This window comes from Pseudoalteromonas sp. HF66 (assembly GCF_011806445.1).
Lineage (GTDB): Bacteria > Pseudomonadota > Gammaproteobacteria > Enterobacterales > Alteromonadaceae > Pseudoalteromonas > Pseudoalteromonas apostichopi.
This window is the reverse complement of the sequence record NZ_JAATOU010000006.1, coordinates 205,412-220,309: the sequence shown is the minus strand read 5'-3', so window position 1 is coordinate 220,309 and position 14,898 is coordinate 205,412. Positions and strand designations below refer to the sequence as shown.

The window sequence follows — 14,898 nt, the reverse complement described above, 5'->3', positions numbered from 1 at the left end:
GCTCCAAATTAAAGAAAGCCCGATTCGAAAGAGTCGGGCTTTTTTGCGTTTGGAGCTGTCAGCTTTCAGCCGTCAGACGTCAGCTGAAACACAGAGACATCAGACGTCAGATAATAAATGTCAGCTGAGCGGTGGGGGTGTTTTGTGCAGAGTCTCCCTCAGCAACAAAACCCTGTAGGAGGCACGTCAGTGCCGTATCTAGACCTTAACAAACACATTCATGGCTAAAGCCATTCCTACAACGACACTCTTCCTAGAACCTAGAACCTAGAACCTAGAACCTAGAACCTAGAACCTAGAACCTAGAACCTAGAACTTAGAGCCTTTATGACTTACTCTTTCTAACTCGCAAATCGTGTTTTGTTCAGCTTACTCCCCTTGTCTTTGTTCAGCCTTGGCTAATTGAATGTATTTGGTTTCTACTAGCTGTGAGAGTGGAACAAGTTCGAAGCCTTGCTGTTGTAGTTTTGGGAGTGCTTGCTGTAGAAATGCAACGGTTTCTGGGTAGGGGTGTGCAATAGCGATTGCATAGTTGAAGTGCTCAGCTTTGGTCTTTAGTTCTTCAAGTTGATGTTGTAGCTGGCTTTGGGTGACATTGTTATCAAGGAATACATGACGAGATACGTTTGCGACACCATAAAGGTTGGCAACATTTTGCGCTTCACTTTGGCTAGTTGTTCGACTATCTAAGAAGTACAAACCACGCTTTTTTAGGACTTCCATGGTCCATTTCATAGGCTCAGTTAGCTGTGTTAGCTCAGACCCCATATGATTATTGACACCTTTTACTTGTGGCAATGAGGCTAACGCATGGCCGAGAGTAGTTTGTAACTCGGACTTAGTCATGGTATCTGTTAGGGCTCCTGGACCAAGCGCTTTGCTTTTATCAAGCGCTTGCATTGGAACATGTAAAAGCAATTCTTTATGAGTTTTACTGGCACGCTCTGCAAAAATTTGCGAATAGGGGGTATGGGGCAAGATTGAGAATGTCACTTGCCCTGGTAATTTTAATATTTCAAGATCGCGCTGATGATTACCTATATCATCGATTACTATGGCTATTTGCTTTGCTTGGCAGAATAGCGGTAGGCAACATACGGCGAGTAATAAGCCTGTTCGTAGATTCACTTTTTGTAATTATTATATCCATTGTGAGCATTTACTTACTGCATAATAACTAGCTGCTTTGCTGTAAGTTGCTTTTTGTCTTGTCTATCTAGAAGTGAGCTAAAAAGCGCCAATTCTTGAATGTTTTTTATTATAACGTCTTGGTCAATTTCTGAAAGCATTGTTTGATTAATACTCACATCTGGGGGAATCCCTTTACCATCGATTGATTGACCTGCAGGTGTGTAATAGCGTGCTGTGGTCAGTTTTAATGCTGTATTACCGTTACCTAATGGAATAAGCGACTGCACAGAGCCTTTACCAAATGAGGTTTCGCCAATTAGCACTGCTCGTTGATTATCTCTTAATGCTGCTGCGAGTATTTCAGCCGCAGATGCTGAGTTCTCGTTAATAAGTAGGGCGATAGGGGCACCATTGAGTATGTCACCCTTATGCGCTTGATACTTTTGATTGGCTTCGTTGAAGCGACCTCTGGTTGAAACAATAGTGCCGTTATCTAAAAACAGATCAGCGACTTCAATGGCCCCTTGTAATGTACCACCAGGATTGTCACGTAAATCAATTATTAGCCCAGAAAGTGGAAAGCTATTGGTGACTTGCATTTTTGCAAGTTCTCGAGCAACATCGTGCAGTGTGTGATTGTTAAATGCATTGATACTGATTAGTGCAACGCCTGTATCTGCTAAATAGCCACTAACGCTCTGCAAATTAATTTGTTGGCGTTTAATCGAGAAGTTGAGCTCAGCTTCTTTCTCCCTTTTAACTGCTACATCGACAGCGCTTTGCCCGCTTTCACGAATTAATTTCGCTACTTCTTCAATGCTTTTATCTATAATTGGCTGTTGGTTTATACCAATAACTTCATCATTTACTTGTAAACCAGCAACTGCTGCAGGTGATTTATCAATGATGTTGACTATAAATACTCGACCATCTTCTACTTTGACTTCGATACCTAGTCCTGTGTATCGACCATTAGTGCTACTGAAGATGGCATCGAGCTCATTCTCATCCAGATACTTTGAATAAGGGTCAAGGCGTTCGAACAATTCTTCGACTTGTAAATTATTTGGCTGGTTAATAAATGAATTTTGTAGTTTAAGATCATCTACATAATACGTATGAATATTAAAAAGGATTTCGTTTAATTCATGATGCTGAAGAGACTGTAACGAGGGCTTAGAATTAGCCTGAAACGATTGCAGCATCAGGCAGAGAAAGGTTATAAGCATCATTAAAGACAGCTGAGTGAAAAACTTAGCTGGGGAAAAGTGTGCTTTGCAAGAATGTTTAGTTTTTAGCATCAGCTGCTCCTCATAGAGTGCAGCTATTTAATCAATTAAATGCGTCTGCACCATTTTACAGGATTTACTGCGCGTCCTTTGTGGCGTATTTCGAAGTATAGACCAGGATCCGGTTGTCCGCCGCTTTGACCTACTAAAGCAATTGTCTCCCCTTCTCTAACAAGGTCGCCAACATCGCGAAGTAGAGTTTGTGCGTGGCCATATAAGCTCATGAAACCATCGCCATGATCAATAGCGATAACCCAACCAAAGCCATTTAGCCAGTCAGCGTAAACAACTTGGCCGTTCTGTACGCTTTTTACATTACTGCCTTCTTTAGCGCTGATAAGTACGCCTTTCCAATCTATGTTGCCGTGCTTACGTTGCCCAAAGCGATGGCGTAATGACCCTTTAGTTGGCCAGTCAAGTTTGCCTTTACTACTTTGTAAGCCTAGTAGTTCTACTTTTTGGTTTCGTTCTTGTTCTAGCTCTTCTATTGCGGTTATTAGGGTTTGCTCGTTTTCTTTTAGATAATCAATTGAGCTCTTTGTTTCTTTTAATGCTGATTGTAGTTTGTTGAGGTTAGTTTTACGTTCTTGCTGTGCATTGACTAAGGCTTGCTGACGTCTTTTTTGTTCGTCATATAAAGCAACTAGGCGTTGTTTAGTTTTTTCAAGTTCAGCTTGGTTGTCTGCAATTTCTTGCTGCAGTGCTTTGAGCTCTTCAATTTGTTCGATGCGTGCTTTATTTAAGTAATTATAATAACTTAGTGTACGTTCAATTTTGGCAGTGTCTTGCTGGTTAAGCAGCATTTTTGAGTAGTCATGGCTACCAGCCATGTAAGCACTTTTTAACTGTGCAGCTAATAAGGTTTGTCGCTGTGCTTGTTGGGCTTTCAGCTTTTGTGCCTTTGCTTGCTGTTCACGCTGTTGTTGCTCGTTTTCTTTAACCGATTGGGCTGCAAGATTTAATGCTTTTGCATTTTTAGCAATGTCGAGTTCATGGGCGCGGAGATCTTTGCGCATTTGGGCAATTGACTTGCGTTGACCTTTAAGTTCAGCCTCTGTTTTTTGTAAAGCTGATTGAATATCTGATAGGTCTTTTTTGGTTTGATCTTCATTAGCAACAACCGAAGTTGCTACTAATGAAGTCAGTATTAAACCAATTTTAAGGAAGTGGTTAATACATTTACTCATAGCTTATTTCAGCGTCATGATTGGTTTACCAGTCATTTCACTTGGCTGCTCTAAGCCGAGTAGGTGGAGCATGGTTGGTGCCACGTCACTTAATGTCTTACCATCATGCGGTGTTGCATCACGGCCAACATAGATAAATGGCACAGGCTCACTTGTATGTGCAGTATGTGCTTGCCCCGTTGCTGGGTTAGCCATTTGTTCAGCATTGCCATGATCGGCTGTGATCAGAGCTTCACCGCCATGTTCTTCAAGTGCTGCAACCACACGACCAATACAGTGATCAACTGCTTCACAAGCTTTAACTGCAGCTTCAAATACACCTGAGTGACCTACCATGTCTCCGTTAGGGTAGTTACAGATGATAGCATCGTATTTACCGCTAGCGATTGCTTCAACAAGTTTATCGGTCAGCATTTCAGAGTTCATTTCTGGTTGCAGATCATAGGTTGCTACTTGAGGTGATGGGATCAGTTCGCGAGTCTCACCAACAAACTCATCTTCACGGCCACCGCTGAAGAAGAAGGTAACGTGTGCGTATTTTTCAGTTTCAGAAATACGTAGCTGTGTTTTACCTTGTTTCTCTAACCATTCGCCCAATACGTTTGTTAAGGGTTCCGGTGCAAATGCAATCGGCGCTTTGATGTCTGCTGCATACTCAGTCATCATTACAAAAGCGCTTAACTTAGGTGATTTTTTCTTATCAAAACCACTGAAGTCAGCATCAACAAAGGCACGAGTCATTTCTCGTGCTCGGTCAGCTCTGAAGTTAGCAAAAATAACTGTATCACCGTCATTAATTTCAGCAGCTGATTGGCCCTCTGGCACAACAGTTGTTGCAGCAACAAATTCATCGTTTTCGTCACGTGCATAAGCGGCTTCAAGTGCGGTAACGCCATCTGTATAGCTGTATTCAGCAATGCCACTAACCATAACGTCATAAGCAAGCTCGACACGGTTCCAACGGTTATCACGATCCATTGCATAGTAACGACCAACAAGCGTAGCTAAACGGCCGCAGCCAAGTTCTGTAAATACGGCTTCGATTCGTTCAATTGATGCTTTTGCACTGCGTGGCGGCGTGTCACGGCCGTCTAAGAAACCGTGAAAGTAAACTTCTTTTGCACCGCGCTTGGCAGCAAGTTCAATCGTTGCGACAATGTGATCTTCATGACTATGAACACCACCTGGGCTTAAAAGACCCATAATATGAACGGCTTTGCCAGCCTTTACAGCTTTGTCAATATTATCAACAAGTGCTGGGTTGCTATCGAACTCACCATCATCAATCGCTTTAGTAATGCGAGTGAAATCTTGGTAAACAATACGGCCAGCACCTAAATTTACGTGGCCTACTTCAGAGTTACCCATTTGTCCTGCAGGTAAACCAACATCAAGTCCCGAACCTGAAATTAATGTATGTGGGCGGGTTGCCCAAAGGTTATCGAGTACTGGGGTATTAGCAGCAAGAATAGCGTTACTTTCTGTGTCTTCACGGTATCCCCAACCGTCTAAGATCATTAATACCAATGGTTTTTTATGCTCTGTCATTATAGCTCCTGAAGATTGGCACTTATATATCACTAGCATACCGTGTTTTATGGTTTTGATCAGCTATCAATATGTCATATTAAAATATTTCACGCCCTAGCATTTTCAATTCAAGCACGTATACTTGCGTGGCAAATTTTAATTAACCCATGGCTATGCGCTGTGGCACCTAAATTTCTTAGTGGAAAACGCATGGATCAATATATTGAATTTATCTCAAATCATCCGGTTTTGAGCATTATCTGGTTGGCATTAGTCGCAATGCTGATCAGCAGTTGGTTTAAAAGTAAATTTTCGGCTATTCGTCAAATCAATCCACAGCAACTTACTTTGCTAATTAACCGTGATGATGGTCAAGTCGTTGATATACGTTCACAAAAAGAGTTTAACTCTGGCCGTATTGCAGGCGCAACTCACTTAAATCCAGAAAAAGCAAAGCAATCTGATTTTTCAAGCCTTGAAAAGTTTAAGACTAAACCCATTATACTAGTATGTACCACGGGCATGACTGCCTCAGGTATCGGAACTGCAATGCATAAAGCAGGTTTTGAGCGTGTTTATGTATTAGCGGGCGGTATGGGCGCTTGGCAATCAGCTAGCTTACCAACAACGACCGGTCGTTAAACAAAGCAGCTAACAGCCCGATAGAGGAATTATTATGAGTAAAGTTGTTCTTTACACCAAAGCATACTGTCCATTCTGCCAACGCGCTTTGGCGTTATTAGAGAGCAAAGGTGTAAACTACACGAATATCGATATTGGTGTTCACCCTGAGCGTCGTGATGAAATGATCGACAAAGCTAATGGTGGTTACACGGTTCCGCAAATTTTCATTAATGATGAACATATCGGCGGTTGTGACGACATGATGGCAATTGAAGCGCAAGGCCTTTTAGACGCAAAGCTTAACGCTTAATAAATTTTAAATATAAAAACGAATACAAGTTAGGAATTACAATGAACGAAGAAAATCAAAACGCAGCAGCAGAACAACAAGCAGGCGCTCAATTCTCAATTCAACGCATTTATACTAAAGATGTTTCTTTTGAGACACCTAATTCACCTGCTATTTTCCAAAAAGAGTGGACCCCTGAAGTTAAGCTAGACTTAGATACTCGTTCTAACAAATTAGAAGAAGGTGTATTTGAAGTTGTTCTTGCTTTAACTGTGACGGCTTCAATCGGTGAAGAAACAGCTTTCCTTTGTGAAATCCAACAAGCGGGTATTTTCACTATCGGTGAAGTTGAAGAAGTTCAGCTTGCGCACATGTTAGGTGCTTTCTGCCCGAACGTACTTTTCCCTTACGCTCGTGAAGCAGTATCAAACCTAGTTAACCGTGGTACTTTCCCACAATTAAACTTAGCGCCAGTTAACTTTGACGCACTATTTGCTCAATACATGCAACAACGTGCTGCTCAAGACCAACAGGCAACTGCAGACGCATAAGCTATGAGTACAGCACAATCAGCTGTTACAGTATTAGGGGCGGGGTCTTATGGCACCGCCCTTGCTATTTGCTTTGCCAGAAATGGTCACCCAGTTACCTTGTGGGGCCGCAATAGCGATGACGTTGCTACGCTTGCAGCTGAGCGGAAGAATCAACGTTATGTTCCTGATGTTAGCTTTCCTGAAACGCTTCAATTAGAAGCTAATTTAGAAACGGCAGTTAAAGCAAGCAAGATCATTCTTGTTGTTGTGCCAAGTCATGCGTTTGCAGGCACGCTTCAAAAAATTAAACCTTGGTTGTCAGAAGGTGCCGAAGTTGCATGGGCTACTAAAGGTTTAGAACCTAATACTGGCCGTTTATTGCAAGAAGTAGCAGTGCAAGAGCTTGGGGATGATATCCCATTGGCTGTGCTTTCTGGGCCTACTTTTGCTAAAGAAATGGCAATGGGCTTACCAACGGCTATTTCGGTATCGTCGACTTCTAAAGATTTTGCAAAGCAGCTGGCAGACCTTTTACACTGTGGACGTTCATTTAGGGTGTATAACAATGATGATTTCATTGGTATACAACTTGGCGGCGCGGTTAAAAATGTGATTGCAATTGGCGCAGGTATGTCTGACGGCTTTGGTTTTGGTGCTAATGCACGAACAGCTTTGATCACTCGTGGTTTAGCTGAGCTTTGTCGTTTAGGTTGTGCATTAGGTGCACGTTCAGATACCTTTATGGGGATGGCTGGCCTTGGTGACTTAATCTTAACCTGTACAGATAACCAATCTCGTAACCGTCGTTTTGGTCTTGCGCTTGGTAAAGGTGAAGGGGTTGAAGCTGCGATTGAATCAATAGGTCAGGTCGTAGAAGGCTATAGAAATACTAAAGAAGTGTACCTACTTGCTGAGCGTACAGGCATAGAAATGCCAATTACGGAGCAAATTTACAAAGTGCTTTATGAAAATAAAGATGTAAAAGAAGCTGCGATGGCGTTGCTTGGCCGTGAGCAAAAATCCGAATAAACAATCTTAAAAATTCAGATTGTGCACTGTAAAATAAAAAACGCGATTCATGAATCGCGTTTTTTATTTGCAATTTTAACTGCTAGCTAGATTGCTGGTTCTCTAACGTGTCATTAATAAATTCGCTGACTTGCTCGGCTTTTAATGGTTTACAGTAATAATAACCTTGCTGGAAATGACAACCCATAATATGCAGCATATAGGCCTGCTCCTCAGTTTCCACTCCTTCAGCAACCACATTTATATCCAAATATTTAGCTAGTCGCACTATGGTGGCAGTGATATTGCGATCTTGTTCATTCTTATCGATGTCTTTTACGAATGACTTGTCGATTTTGAGCGTATCTATTGGAAAACGCTTTAGGTAACTTAGCGATGAATGGCCAGTGCCAAAGTCATCAAGCGCGATATGTACACCAATTGATTTAATCCGTTTCATTTGCTGTTCTGCAAACTCAGGGTTATCCATCATGGCGCTTTCAGTGATTTCAAGTTCTAAGCAATGTGCAGGCACGTCAAATTTAGCCAAGTTGTCGATTAGCGTTTCGATAAGGCTGCTTTGTTGAAAGTGTAAGGCTGAAATATTAATAGCTACATTACCAAATGAAATGCTTTGCTTTCGCCACTGAGCCAGCTGATTAAGAAGTTGCTCCATCAGTAATTGGGTGAGCGGAATAATTGCCCCATTTTGTTCTGCGAGAGGAATAAACTCATCAGGAATAATGATGCTGCCATCCTCTTGTGGCCAACGAACTAAAGCCTCAAAACCGTACAATTGGTTGTGCTGAGCATCAAACTTAGGTTGAAAGTAAAGCTCAAACTCATTGTTGGTAATCGCTCTAAATAAAGCGCTTTCTTTGGTTAATTCGGTTGGGTCGAGCGTGTGGCGGTCTTTATCAAAAAACTGATAAGTATTACGGCCCATTTTCTTAGCATGATTTAGGGCACTATTTGCGCTGCGCATTAAGTTTTCACAGTTGTATGCATTGTCTGGGTAGATAGCAAGGCCACAACACGCTGTTAGCGAGGTTTCAAAACCATCTAACATAAAAGGGGTCTTAAATTGTTGTAGTACGATGTCTGCGGTCTTTTTGGCGAAGAACACCGTTTTGCCAGAGTATAGGTAGGGCGGCACCAGTACCGCGAATTCATCAGCACCAATTCTTGCAATAGTAAAGCCTGAATTTAGGGAGTCGGTTAAACGACAGGCGACTTCTTTTAACAGAACATCGCCAATCGTGTGGCCTAGTGAGTCATTAATTTTTTTGAAATTGTCTATGTCGATAAAGATGATCAACAGGCTTGGGTAAGTGTCATTACAGGCTTTAATTGCTTTTTCAAGTGATTCTATAAAAATGGCGCGGTTTGATAAGCCTGTTATGCTGTCTTTGGTAGTGAGCTTGAGCATAGCTCGCTCGTTATTCTTACGAGCTGTCACATCAGAAAACATACCAACGTATCTTACAGAGCTTTTCGCAAAGCGTGGTGTGGTCACTTTTGTTATACACAAATCAATGGCGTAGGGTTGCCCATCTCTACGTAAATTCCAAATTTCGCCAGACCAATAACCGTCATTACTTAACTCCTGTTGTATGATTTCTTCGAGTTGCTTATCGCGACCAGCTTGCGTTAATGCTTTGAATTTTTTGCCAAGTACATCGTTTTTTTTATAACCCGATATTTCACTAAATGCGTTATTGATTTCTATGATCCGAAACTGCTCATCGCTGACCCAAATTCCATCTTTAGACTGAGAGAGTAGGGCATCCAATAGCGTCATCTTTTGATTTCTTTGATAATAGATGACCGCTCCAATAAGGATGACAATAGCTAAAAGAATCAGCAGTAAAAGGGGCGCTATGTTTGGGGCTTGCGAGATAGTGGGATTTGAAACAGCAGTAGAAGCAGCACTAGAAAAGTGCTGCATCAGCAAAATGATACTGCCTACTTGGGCGAAAAAGCGCATTAAAATCCATCTTTAGGGAACAAACTAACCTATTTAGGTTAGTCCATAAAAAATGGTCGTGCTAAACAATTAGTAAATATTTATTACGAGCGTTTTTTCAATAAGTTATTGACCGTTCACAAACCCCAGTTGACGCCAAGACTCATAAACAAATACAGCCACAGAGTTAGATAAGTTCATGCTACGGCTATCTTTTTGCATCGGAATGCGAACTCGCTGCTCTTTAGGTAATGATTGAATGAGCTCATCAGGTAGGCCGCGGGTTTCTGGACCAAACACTAAACAATCGCCTGGTTGGTATTGCGCTTGGTGGTGAAATTGGCTGCCTTTAGTGGTACACGCATAGACTTTTTTCGGCTGGCACTTTTCAAGATATGCTTCAAACGACGCATGGCGCTGTACATGGCTAAATTCATGATAATCAAGACCAGCACGTTTGACCCGTTTATCATCCCACTCAAAACCAAGTGGTTCAATTAGGTGCAGCGCATAACCCGTGTTCGCGCATAAGCGAATGATATTACCCGTGTTCGGTGGAATTTCTGGTTGGTACAACACAATATCAAGCATTTGAATCTCATTTAAAAAGGATTAGATCTGCTGCTGAGTATACACGAACTAGAATGAAAAGATGATATACTCAGTCTAGTTACTCTCTGAAGGTAAGTTGTTGTGCAGCATCGTAGTTATGAGTTTTGGGTTAGAACAGCCAGTCTAGTCACCATTGTAATGGTGAGTTTGATGATTGCGGCAAAAAGCTGGGCTTGGCTTGCATCAGGCTCAGCCTCGATGCTCGGTTCATTGACTGATTCGTTAATGGATATCACTGCATCACTGATGAGCTTTTTAGTACTAGGTTATGCATTACGTCCTGCTGATGATGATCATCGCTTTGGTCACGGTAAAGCTGAAGCGTTAGCTGGGCTTGCACAAGCCGCTTTTATTGCCGGCTCGGGTTGTTTCTTAGCTTTTCATGCTGTTGAGCGCTTATTTAACCCTGTTATTTTAAAGCACTCTGATCTCGGTATTTGGGTTAGTATTTTTGCTATCGTTTGTACGCTTGTGGTGGTATTTGTTCAAACAAAAGTGATTAATCACACTGAGTCAATTGCGATAAAAGCAGACTCTATTCATTATAAAGGCGATTTAATCTTAAACTTGGCTGTATTACTGGCAATCGTATTAGCTAAGTACGGTGTCGCTTATGCCGATCCATTGTTTGCTATTGGTGTGGCTGTTTATTTGCTTTATAACAGCTGGGATATTGCTCGCGAAAGTGCTGACCACTTAATGGATAAAGAGCTTCCTGATGAAGAGAAACAACAAATATTGGAGATTGTGAATAGTCATCAAGACGTGTTTGGCGCCCATGATATCCGTACTCGCCAAGGTGGTAAAATTAAGTTTATTCAGATGCATTTAGAGCTTGAAGATTCATTATCATTGATCAGGGCGCATCAAGTCGCAGATGAAGTAGAGGCCTTAATTCAAACACATTTTGATTGTGAAATGGATATTCTCATGCACCTAGACCCGCTTTCAGTGGTTAATAAAACACGTCAAAGTGCAGCACAAAACTGATAAAAATCACTGAGTACAGCCTGCCTTATCTCGTCGCGTTCACATAACAGTTCGTGGCGTGCACCAGCATAGCTTTTTAGTTGTGCCTGTTTTTGTTTATGTGTAAGTGCAAACTGAGCGGCGTTATCGACCACTGTATCTTGCTCAGCACTGGCGATAAACAAAGGAATATCGACTTTTTTATCGACTAAAGAGGCGATAAAATCAAACGATGCATTGAGCCAACCATAGGTTACCCCACCTAACTGTAAATCATTTTCTGCAGCATACAGCTCTCTGAACAGTTTATAGCGAATTTCACTACTGGTTAGCTCATTGGCTGCAAAGTCGACCGGTAAGTAGTCGCTTTGGCCAAATGCATAACTGTGGCTAAGACCAATTAAAGATGCAATTTTAGCAGCCAGTTTTGCTACAGGCTTTGGTGTCCCTTTGGTATAAATATCAAACATGGGCGCTGACAAAAATGCCCCCGAAAATTGATGTTGATATCGTGACAGGTAATCATAGGCAATGGCGCTCCCCATTGAGTGTCCGAGCAGTACTTGTTTTCCTTGCCAGTGTTGCTTCACTACTGTATCTATAAACATAGCAAAGTCATCAGCATAATCAGTAAAGCGGTTTACATAGCCTTTATGTGTGTTTTCTAAATGGCGATAAGAGCGGCCTTGTCCTTGGTGATCAACACTAAAAACAGCAAAGCCATTTTGATATAGCTCCCATAGCAACTCTTTGTATTTAACCAAAGACTCTATTCGACCACTACTAATAACAACAGCGGTTTTTGCTTGGCGAGGAATAGCATAACCGTAATAAAGCTTACCATGAGCTGTACTCAGAAAGTCTTGCTGTAATTGCTCAGAAAAGAACTTATTAATATTAGGTATGTTACTGACAAGGCTTGCTTCGCTGCTATAAAACATTTACTCACTCTTAAAAGGAAGGCGGATGTTTACACAAAGTCCACCGTGTTCTTGGTTTTCAAGTGTTAGTGTACCATCATGTACTGAGATAGCATTCTTTGCAATTGCAAGACCTAAACCGGTACCACCTGTACTCCTATCGCGGGAATGCTCTTGACGAAAGAAAGGCTCACAAAGTCTTGCAAGGTTACTTTCTTCAACCCCTTTACCGTCATCACAAATAGTAATGTAGATAGCATCTGATTCAATTAAACCTATTGAAATAGAGTGCTCAGCGTATTTGATCGCATTACGTAGAACATTCTCGAGGGCGCTGGCAATTAAGGTTTCGTCACATTTGATGTCGGCTGTTAGTGCCCCATTGACAATGAGCTCTTTATTATTTTGCTTGGCTTCAAATTTAGCATCGTTTAGTACGTGATCAACAATCACTTGCAGAGATTGTTTACTTAACGCCAGTGTTTGGCTTTTAGCCTCTAAGCGAGATACTTGGAGGACATCAGCAATCATTTTATCGAGCTGATTTGCCTCTTTTTCAATGCGTTCTAAATAAGCGTTTTGTGCGTCATCGGCTTGCATTTGCGCAAGTCCTGTGGCCATTTTTAAACGCGTTAATGGTGAGCGTAGTTCATGGGAAATATCTGCGAGTAATCGCTTTTGGGCGCTAATAAGCTGCTCAAGTTGCACTGCCATGGTATTAAAGTCTCGGCCAAGTACACCTAGCTCATCTTGACGAGTAGGGGATACATCGGCACGGGCAGTTAAATCACCATGAGCCAGTTTTTTTGCGGTTTCTTTTAGGCTATTAATAGGGGCAATTAAATTACGGCTAAAGAAGAAACTAAGCATTAATGAAGCAATTAAAGCAATGAGTAGTTTTAGCCAAATTGGCATCAGCCATAAGCTGACAAAAAACGGTTTTTTGCGTTTTTCATCAATCTCGTAGAGATAAAATTTACCTTCAGGTACATTCAATACTACAGGCCCATAGGCTTGATATTCATCGGTAAAAATAATTTGCGGACGCATATACTTGGTAAAGTTAAGCAAGCTCAAATCAATGTCTTTGGATACCGGTTCGCTGAGCATCTCAACACCATGCACCTCACCATTTAAGTACAATAATTTATGTTTGGATAAGCGCGGATGAGATAGTACCTCTTGAGTAGATTTACCGTGTTTAGCAACTATGCGTTCAATACTTTTAGCGGTGTACTCAAGATTTTTAAGCATCGGTCCACGCAGGTCATCATTGCCTACATTGCTCGTTAACTGGCTTAAAAACACCAATATAGTGATAGTGGCTATGACAGTAACCCAAAACCAGGCAAAGATTTTTAAAAATAAATAGTGGCGGGGATGCTTTAGCCAGCTCGGTGTTTGCATATTATTCGCCTTGTATTAATACATAACCACTGCCACGCATGGTTTTGATCCGTTCATTACTCACGTGTTCTGCAATCTTTTTACGAATGTTACTCACATGCATATCGATTGAGCGGTCAAAAGGGGCGAGGCGTCTACCCAGGACTTGCTCACTTATTTGTTCTTTACTTATCACTTCACCTGCATGCTGTACGAGCATAGTAAGAATTTCATATTCAGTGCCTGTTAGGCTCAGTACGATGTCGTTTACCGAAGCCTCTCGCGTTGCGAAATTGATATTGATACTGTTTACACTCAATGAGCTGGCATGTTGACTCGATAAGCTATTGATATGCTCTATACGACGGGTTATTGCTTTAACGCGGGCTAGCAGCTCTCTGTGGTTAAATGGCTTAGGAATATAATCATCTGCGCCCAGTTCTAAACCAAAGATGCGATCAAAGTCTTCGCCTTTCGCGGTTAGCATGATCACAGGGGTAAGCTTATGCTGTCTTAATTGTTTTAACACCTCAAAGCCATTCATAGATGGCAACATAACATCAAGCAATATGAGCTCATAGCTATGCTTAATAGCTTGTTTTAGGCCCTCAGCACCATCATGAACACACTCTACTGTAAAACCTTGTGCTGATAAGTACTCGCTGAGTAATTCACACAATCCTGTATCGTCGTCGATCATCAATAGTTTCATTTTGACACCTAGCTATTTACTTCTTTAAGGCTATTTTACTCACTAAATTGTGTAAAGGTGAATCTTTACACAACCTTTACACTGGTTTGCGTTCCTTTGCATTGAGTTAGATATAGTTATCACATTGGTCGGAAACGACAACAGAGCACAACCCAACAAAAGGTAATGATTATGACTATTTCAAAAAAGCTTTCTAAATTCGTACTTGTTTGTGGTTTAGCAGCAGCCAGTGTAGGTGCTACTTCAGCAATGGCGAAAGGTGACTTTAACCGTGGTATGAACCCACAGGCTCGTTTTTTACTTTCTGAGCGCGGCATTGATAAGTTACAACTTAGCGAAGATCAGCAAACGCAACTAAAAGCGATTTTTGCTGAGCAAAAATCGCAATTTGCAGCACTTCGCGGTGATAAAGATGCAATGAAAGCCTCTCGTGCAGCACACAAAGAGAAAATGGATGCGTTATTAGCAACGAAAGCATTTGACGAAAATGCCGCATTGGAGCTGATTAAAGCTCGCCAAGAAAAAGGCCAGCAGTTTGCAATGCTGAAAATGAAATCTGACCATGCAATTTGGCAAGTTTTGAATGCGGAGCAGCGCGAAAGTTATCAAAAAATCAAACAGCACCTTCGTAAAAAAGGTCACAAAAAGGGCCATTATGGCCTGAATAAAGGCGAGCGTTCAGAAGGTTAAAAGTAAATATATATGAAAATGCGGCAAATGCCGCATTTTTTGTATTACACTG

General features: G+C 41.6%; 15 protein-coding genes. 6 read left to right on the top strand and 9 right to left on the bottom strand.

Features of this window, described 5'->3' with window-relative positions; translation table 11 throughout:
* Nucleotides 1-369: 369 nt before the first annotated feature.
* From HCZ11_RS08710 to gpmM, 4 genes are read right to left on the bottom strand one after another with little or no spacing between them, the layout of a single operon-like run.
* A complete protein-coding gene (locus tag HCZ11_RS08710; RefSeq protein WP_167658225.1) occupies nucleotides 370-1,128 on the bottom strand; it encodes a divergent polysaccharide deacetylase family protein in 759 nt (252 codons plus the stop codon).
* A gap of 35 nt (nucleotides 1,129-1,163) precedes the next feature.
* Complete coding sequence (locus HCZ11_RS08705; RefSeq protein WP_167658224.1) at nucleotides 1,164-2,432, bottom strand: S41 family peptidase; 1,269 nt, start codon at nucleotides 2,430-2,432, stop codon at nucleotides 1,164-1,166.
* A 35-nt stretch (nucleotides 2,433-2,467) separates the two neighbouring features.
* On the bottom strand, nucleotides 2,468-3,607 hold the full coding sequence (locus HCZ11_RS08700) for a murein hydrolase activator EnvC (RefSeq protein ID WP_130049718.1): 1,140 nt from the start codon (nucleotides 3,605-3,607) through the stop codon (nucleotides 2,468-2,470).
* Nucleotides 3,608-3,610: 3 nt separating this feature from the next.
* Nucleotides 3,611-5,155 carry a 2,3-bisphosphoglycerate-independent phosphoglycerate mutase gene (gene gpmM, locus HCZ11_RS08695; protein WP_130049717.1) on the bottom strand — a complete coding sequence of 515 codons (1,545 nt, stop codon included), beginning with the start codon at nucleotides 5,153-5,155 and terminating at the stop codon, nucleotides 3,611-3,613.
* Between the two features lie 192 nt (nucleotides 5,156-5,347).
* Between gpmM and HCZ11_RS08690 the strand changes: the two genes are divergently transcribed.
* The 4 genes from HCZ11_RS08690 to gpsA are packed head-to-tail and all read left to right on the top strand — an operon-like array spanning nucleotide 5,348 to nucleotide 7,612.
* Nucleotides 5,348-5,779, top strand: coding sequence for a rhodanese-like domain-containing protein (locus HCZ11_RS08690; protein WP_167658223.1), 432 nt, complete (start codon nucleotides 5,348-5,350; stop codon nucleotides 5,777-5,779).
* Between the two features lie 34 nt (nucleotides 5,780-5,813).
* A complete protein-coding gene (gene grxC, locus HCZ11_RS08685; RefSeq protein ID WP_130049715.1) occupies nucleotides 5,814-6,071 on the top strand; it encodes a glutaredoxin 3 in 258 nt (85 codons plus the stop codon).
* A gap of 41 nt (nucleotides 6,072-6,112) precedes the next feature.
* On the top strand, nucleotides 6,113-6,601 hold the full coding sequence (gene secB, locus HCZ11_RS08680) for a protein-export chaperone SecB (protein WP_058586639.1): 489 nt from the start codon (nucleotides 6,113-6,115) through the stop codon (nucleotides 6,599-6,601).
* 3 nt (nucleotides 6,602-6,604) lie between these two features.
* Nucleotides 6,605-7,612, top strand: a complete 1,008-nt coding sequence (gene gpsA, locus HCZ11_RS08675; RefSeq protein WP_130049714.1) for an NAD(P)H-dependent glycerol-3-phosphate dehydrogenase — start codon at nucleotides 6,605-6,607, stop codon at nucleotides 7,610-7,612.
* Between the two features lie 82 nt (nucleotides 7,613-7,694).
* On the opposite strand, the gene HCZ11_RS08670 is transcribed toward gpsA, so the two are convergent.
* Together HCZ11_RS08670 and trmL are read right to left on the bottom strand one after the other, a co-directional pair.
* Nucleotides 7,695-9,392, bottom strand: coding sequence for a bifunctional diguanylate cyclase/phosphodiesterase (locus HCZ11_RS08670; RefSeq protein WP_167658222.1), 1,698 nt, complete (start codon nucleotides 9,390-9,392; stop codon nucleotides 7,695-7,697).
* Nucleotides 9,393-9,683: 291 nt separating this feature from the next.
* On the bottom strand, nucleotides 9,684-10,148 hold the full coding sequence (trmL, locus tag HCZ11_RS08665) for a tRNA (uridine(34)/cytosine(34)/5-carboxymethylaminomethyluridine(34)-2'-O)-methyltransferase TrmL (RefSeq protein ID WP_054550977.1): 465 nt from the start codon (nucleotides 10,146-10,148) through the stop codon (nucleotides 9,684-9,686).
* Nucleotides 10,149-10,250: 102 nt separating this feature from the next.
* Here trmL and HCZ11_RS08660 point away from each other — a divergent pair, with 102 nt between their 5' ends.
* Nucleotides 10,251-11,159 carry a cation diffusion facilitator family transporter gene (locus HCZ11_RS08660; protein ID WP_130049712.1) on the top strand — a complete coding sequence of 303 codons (909 nt, stop codon included), beginning with the start codon at nucleotides 10,251-10,253 and terminating at the stop codon, nucleotides 11,157-11,159.
* Here the strand turns inward: HCZ11_RS08660 and HCZ11_RS08655 are convergent.
* From HCZ11_RS08655 to HCZ11_RS08645, 3 genes are read right to left on the bottom strand one after another with little or no spacing between them, the layout of a single operon-like run.
* Nucleotides 11,138-12,079, bottom strand: a complete 942-nt coding sequence (locus tag HCZ11_RS08655) for an alpha/beta fold hydrolase (protein WP_130049711.1) — start codon at nucleotides 12,077-12,079, stop codon at nucleotides 11,138-11,140. The genes HCZ11_RS08660 and HCZ11_RS08655 overlap by 22 nt on opposite strands.
* Entirely contained in the window at nucleotides 12,080-13,465 is a 1,386-nt protein-coding gene (locus HCZ11_RS08650) for an ATP-binding protein (protein WP_130049710.1), read from the bottom strand. It lies immediately after the preceding gene.
* Between the two features lies 1 nt (nucleotide 13,466).
* On the bottom strand, nucleotides 13,467-14,156 hold the full coding sequence (locus HCZ11_RS08645) for a response regulator (RefSeq protein WP_167658221.1): 690 nt from the start codon (nucleotides 14,154-14,156) through the stop codon (nucleotides 13,467-13,469).
* A gap of 171 nt (nucleotides 14,157-14,327) precedes the next feature.
* On the opposite strand from HCZ11_RS08645, the gene HCZ11_RS08640 reads away from it, so the two are divergent.
* Nucleotides 14,328-14,846 carry a Spy/CpxP family protein refolding chaperone gene (locus HCZ11_RS08640; protein ID WP_167658220.1) on the top strand — a complete coding sequence of 173 codons (519 nt, stop codon included), beginning with the start codon at nucleotides 14,328-14,330 and terminating at the stop codon, nucleotides 14,844-14,846.
* The last annotated feature ends 52 nt before the right edge of the window (nucleotides 14,847-14,898 follow it).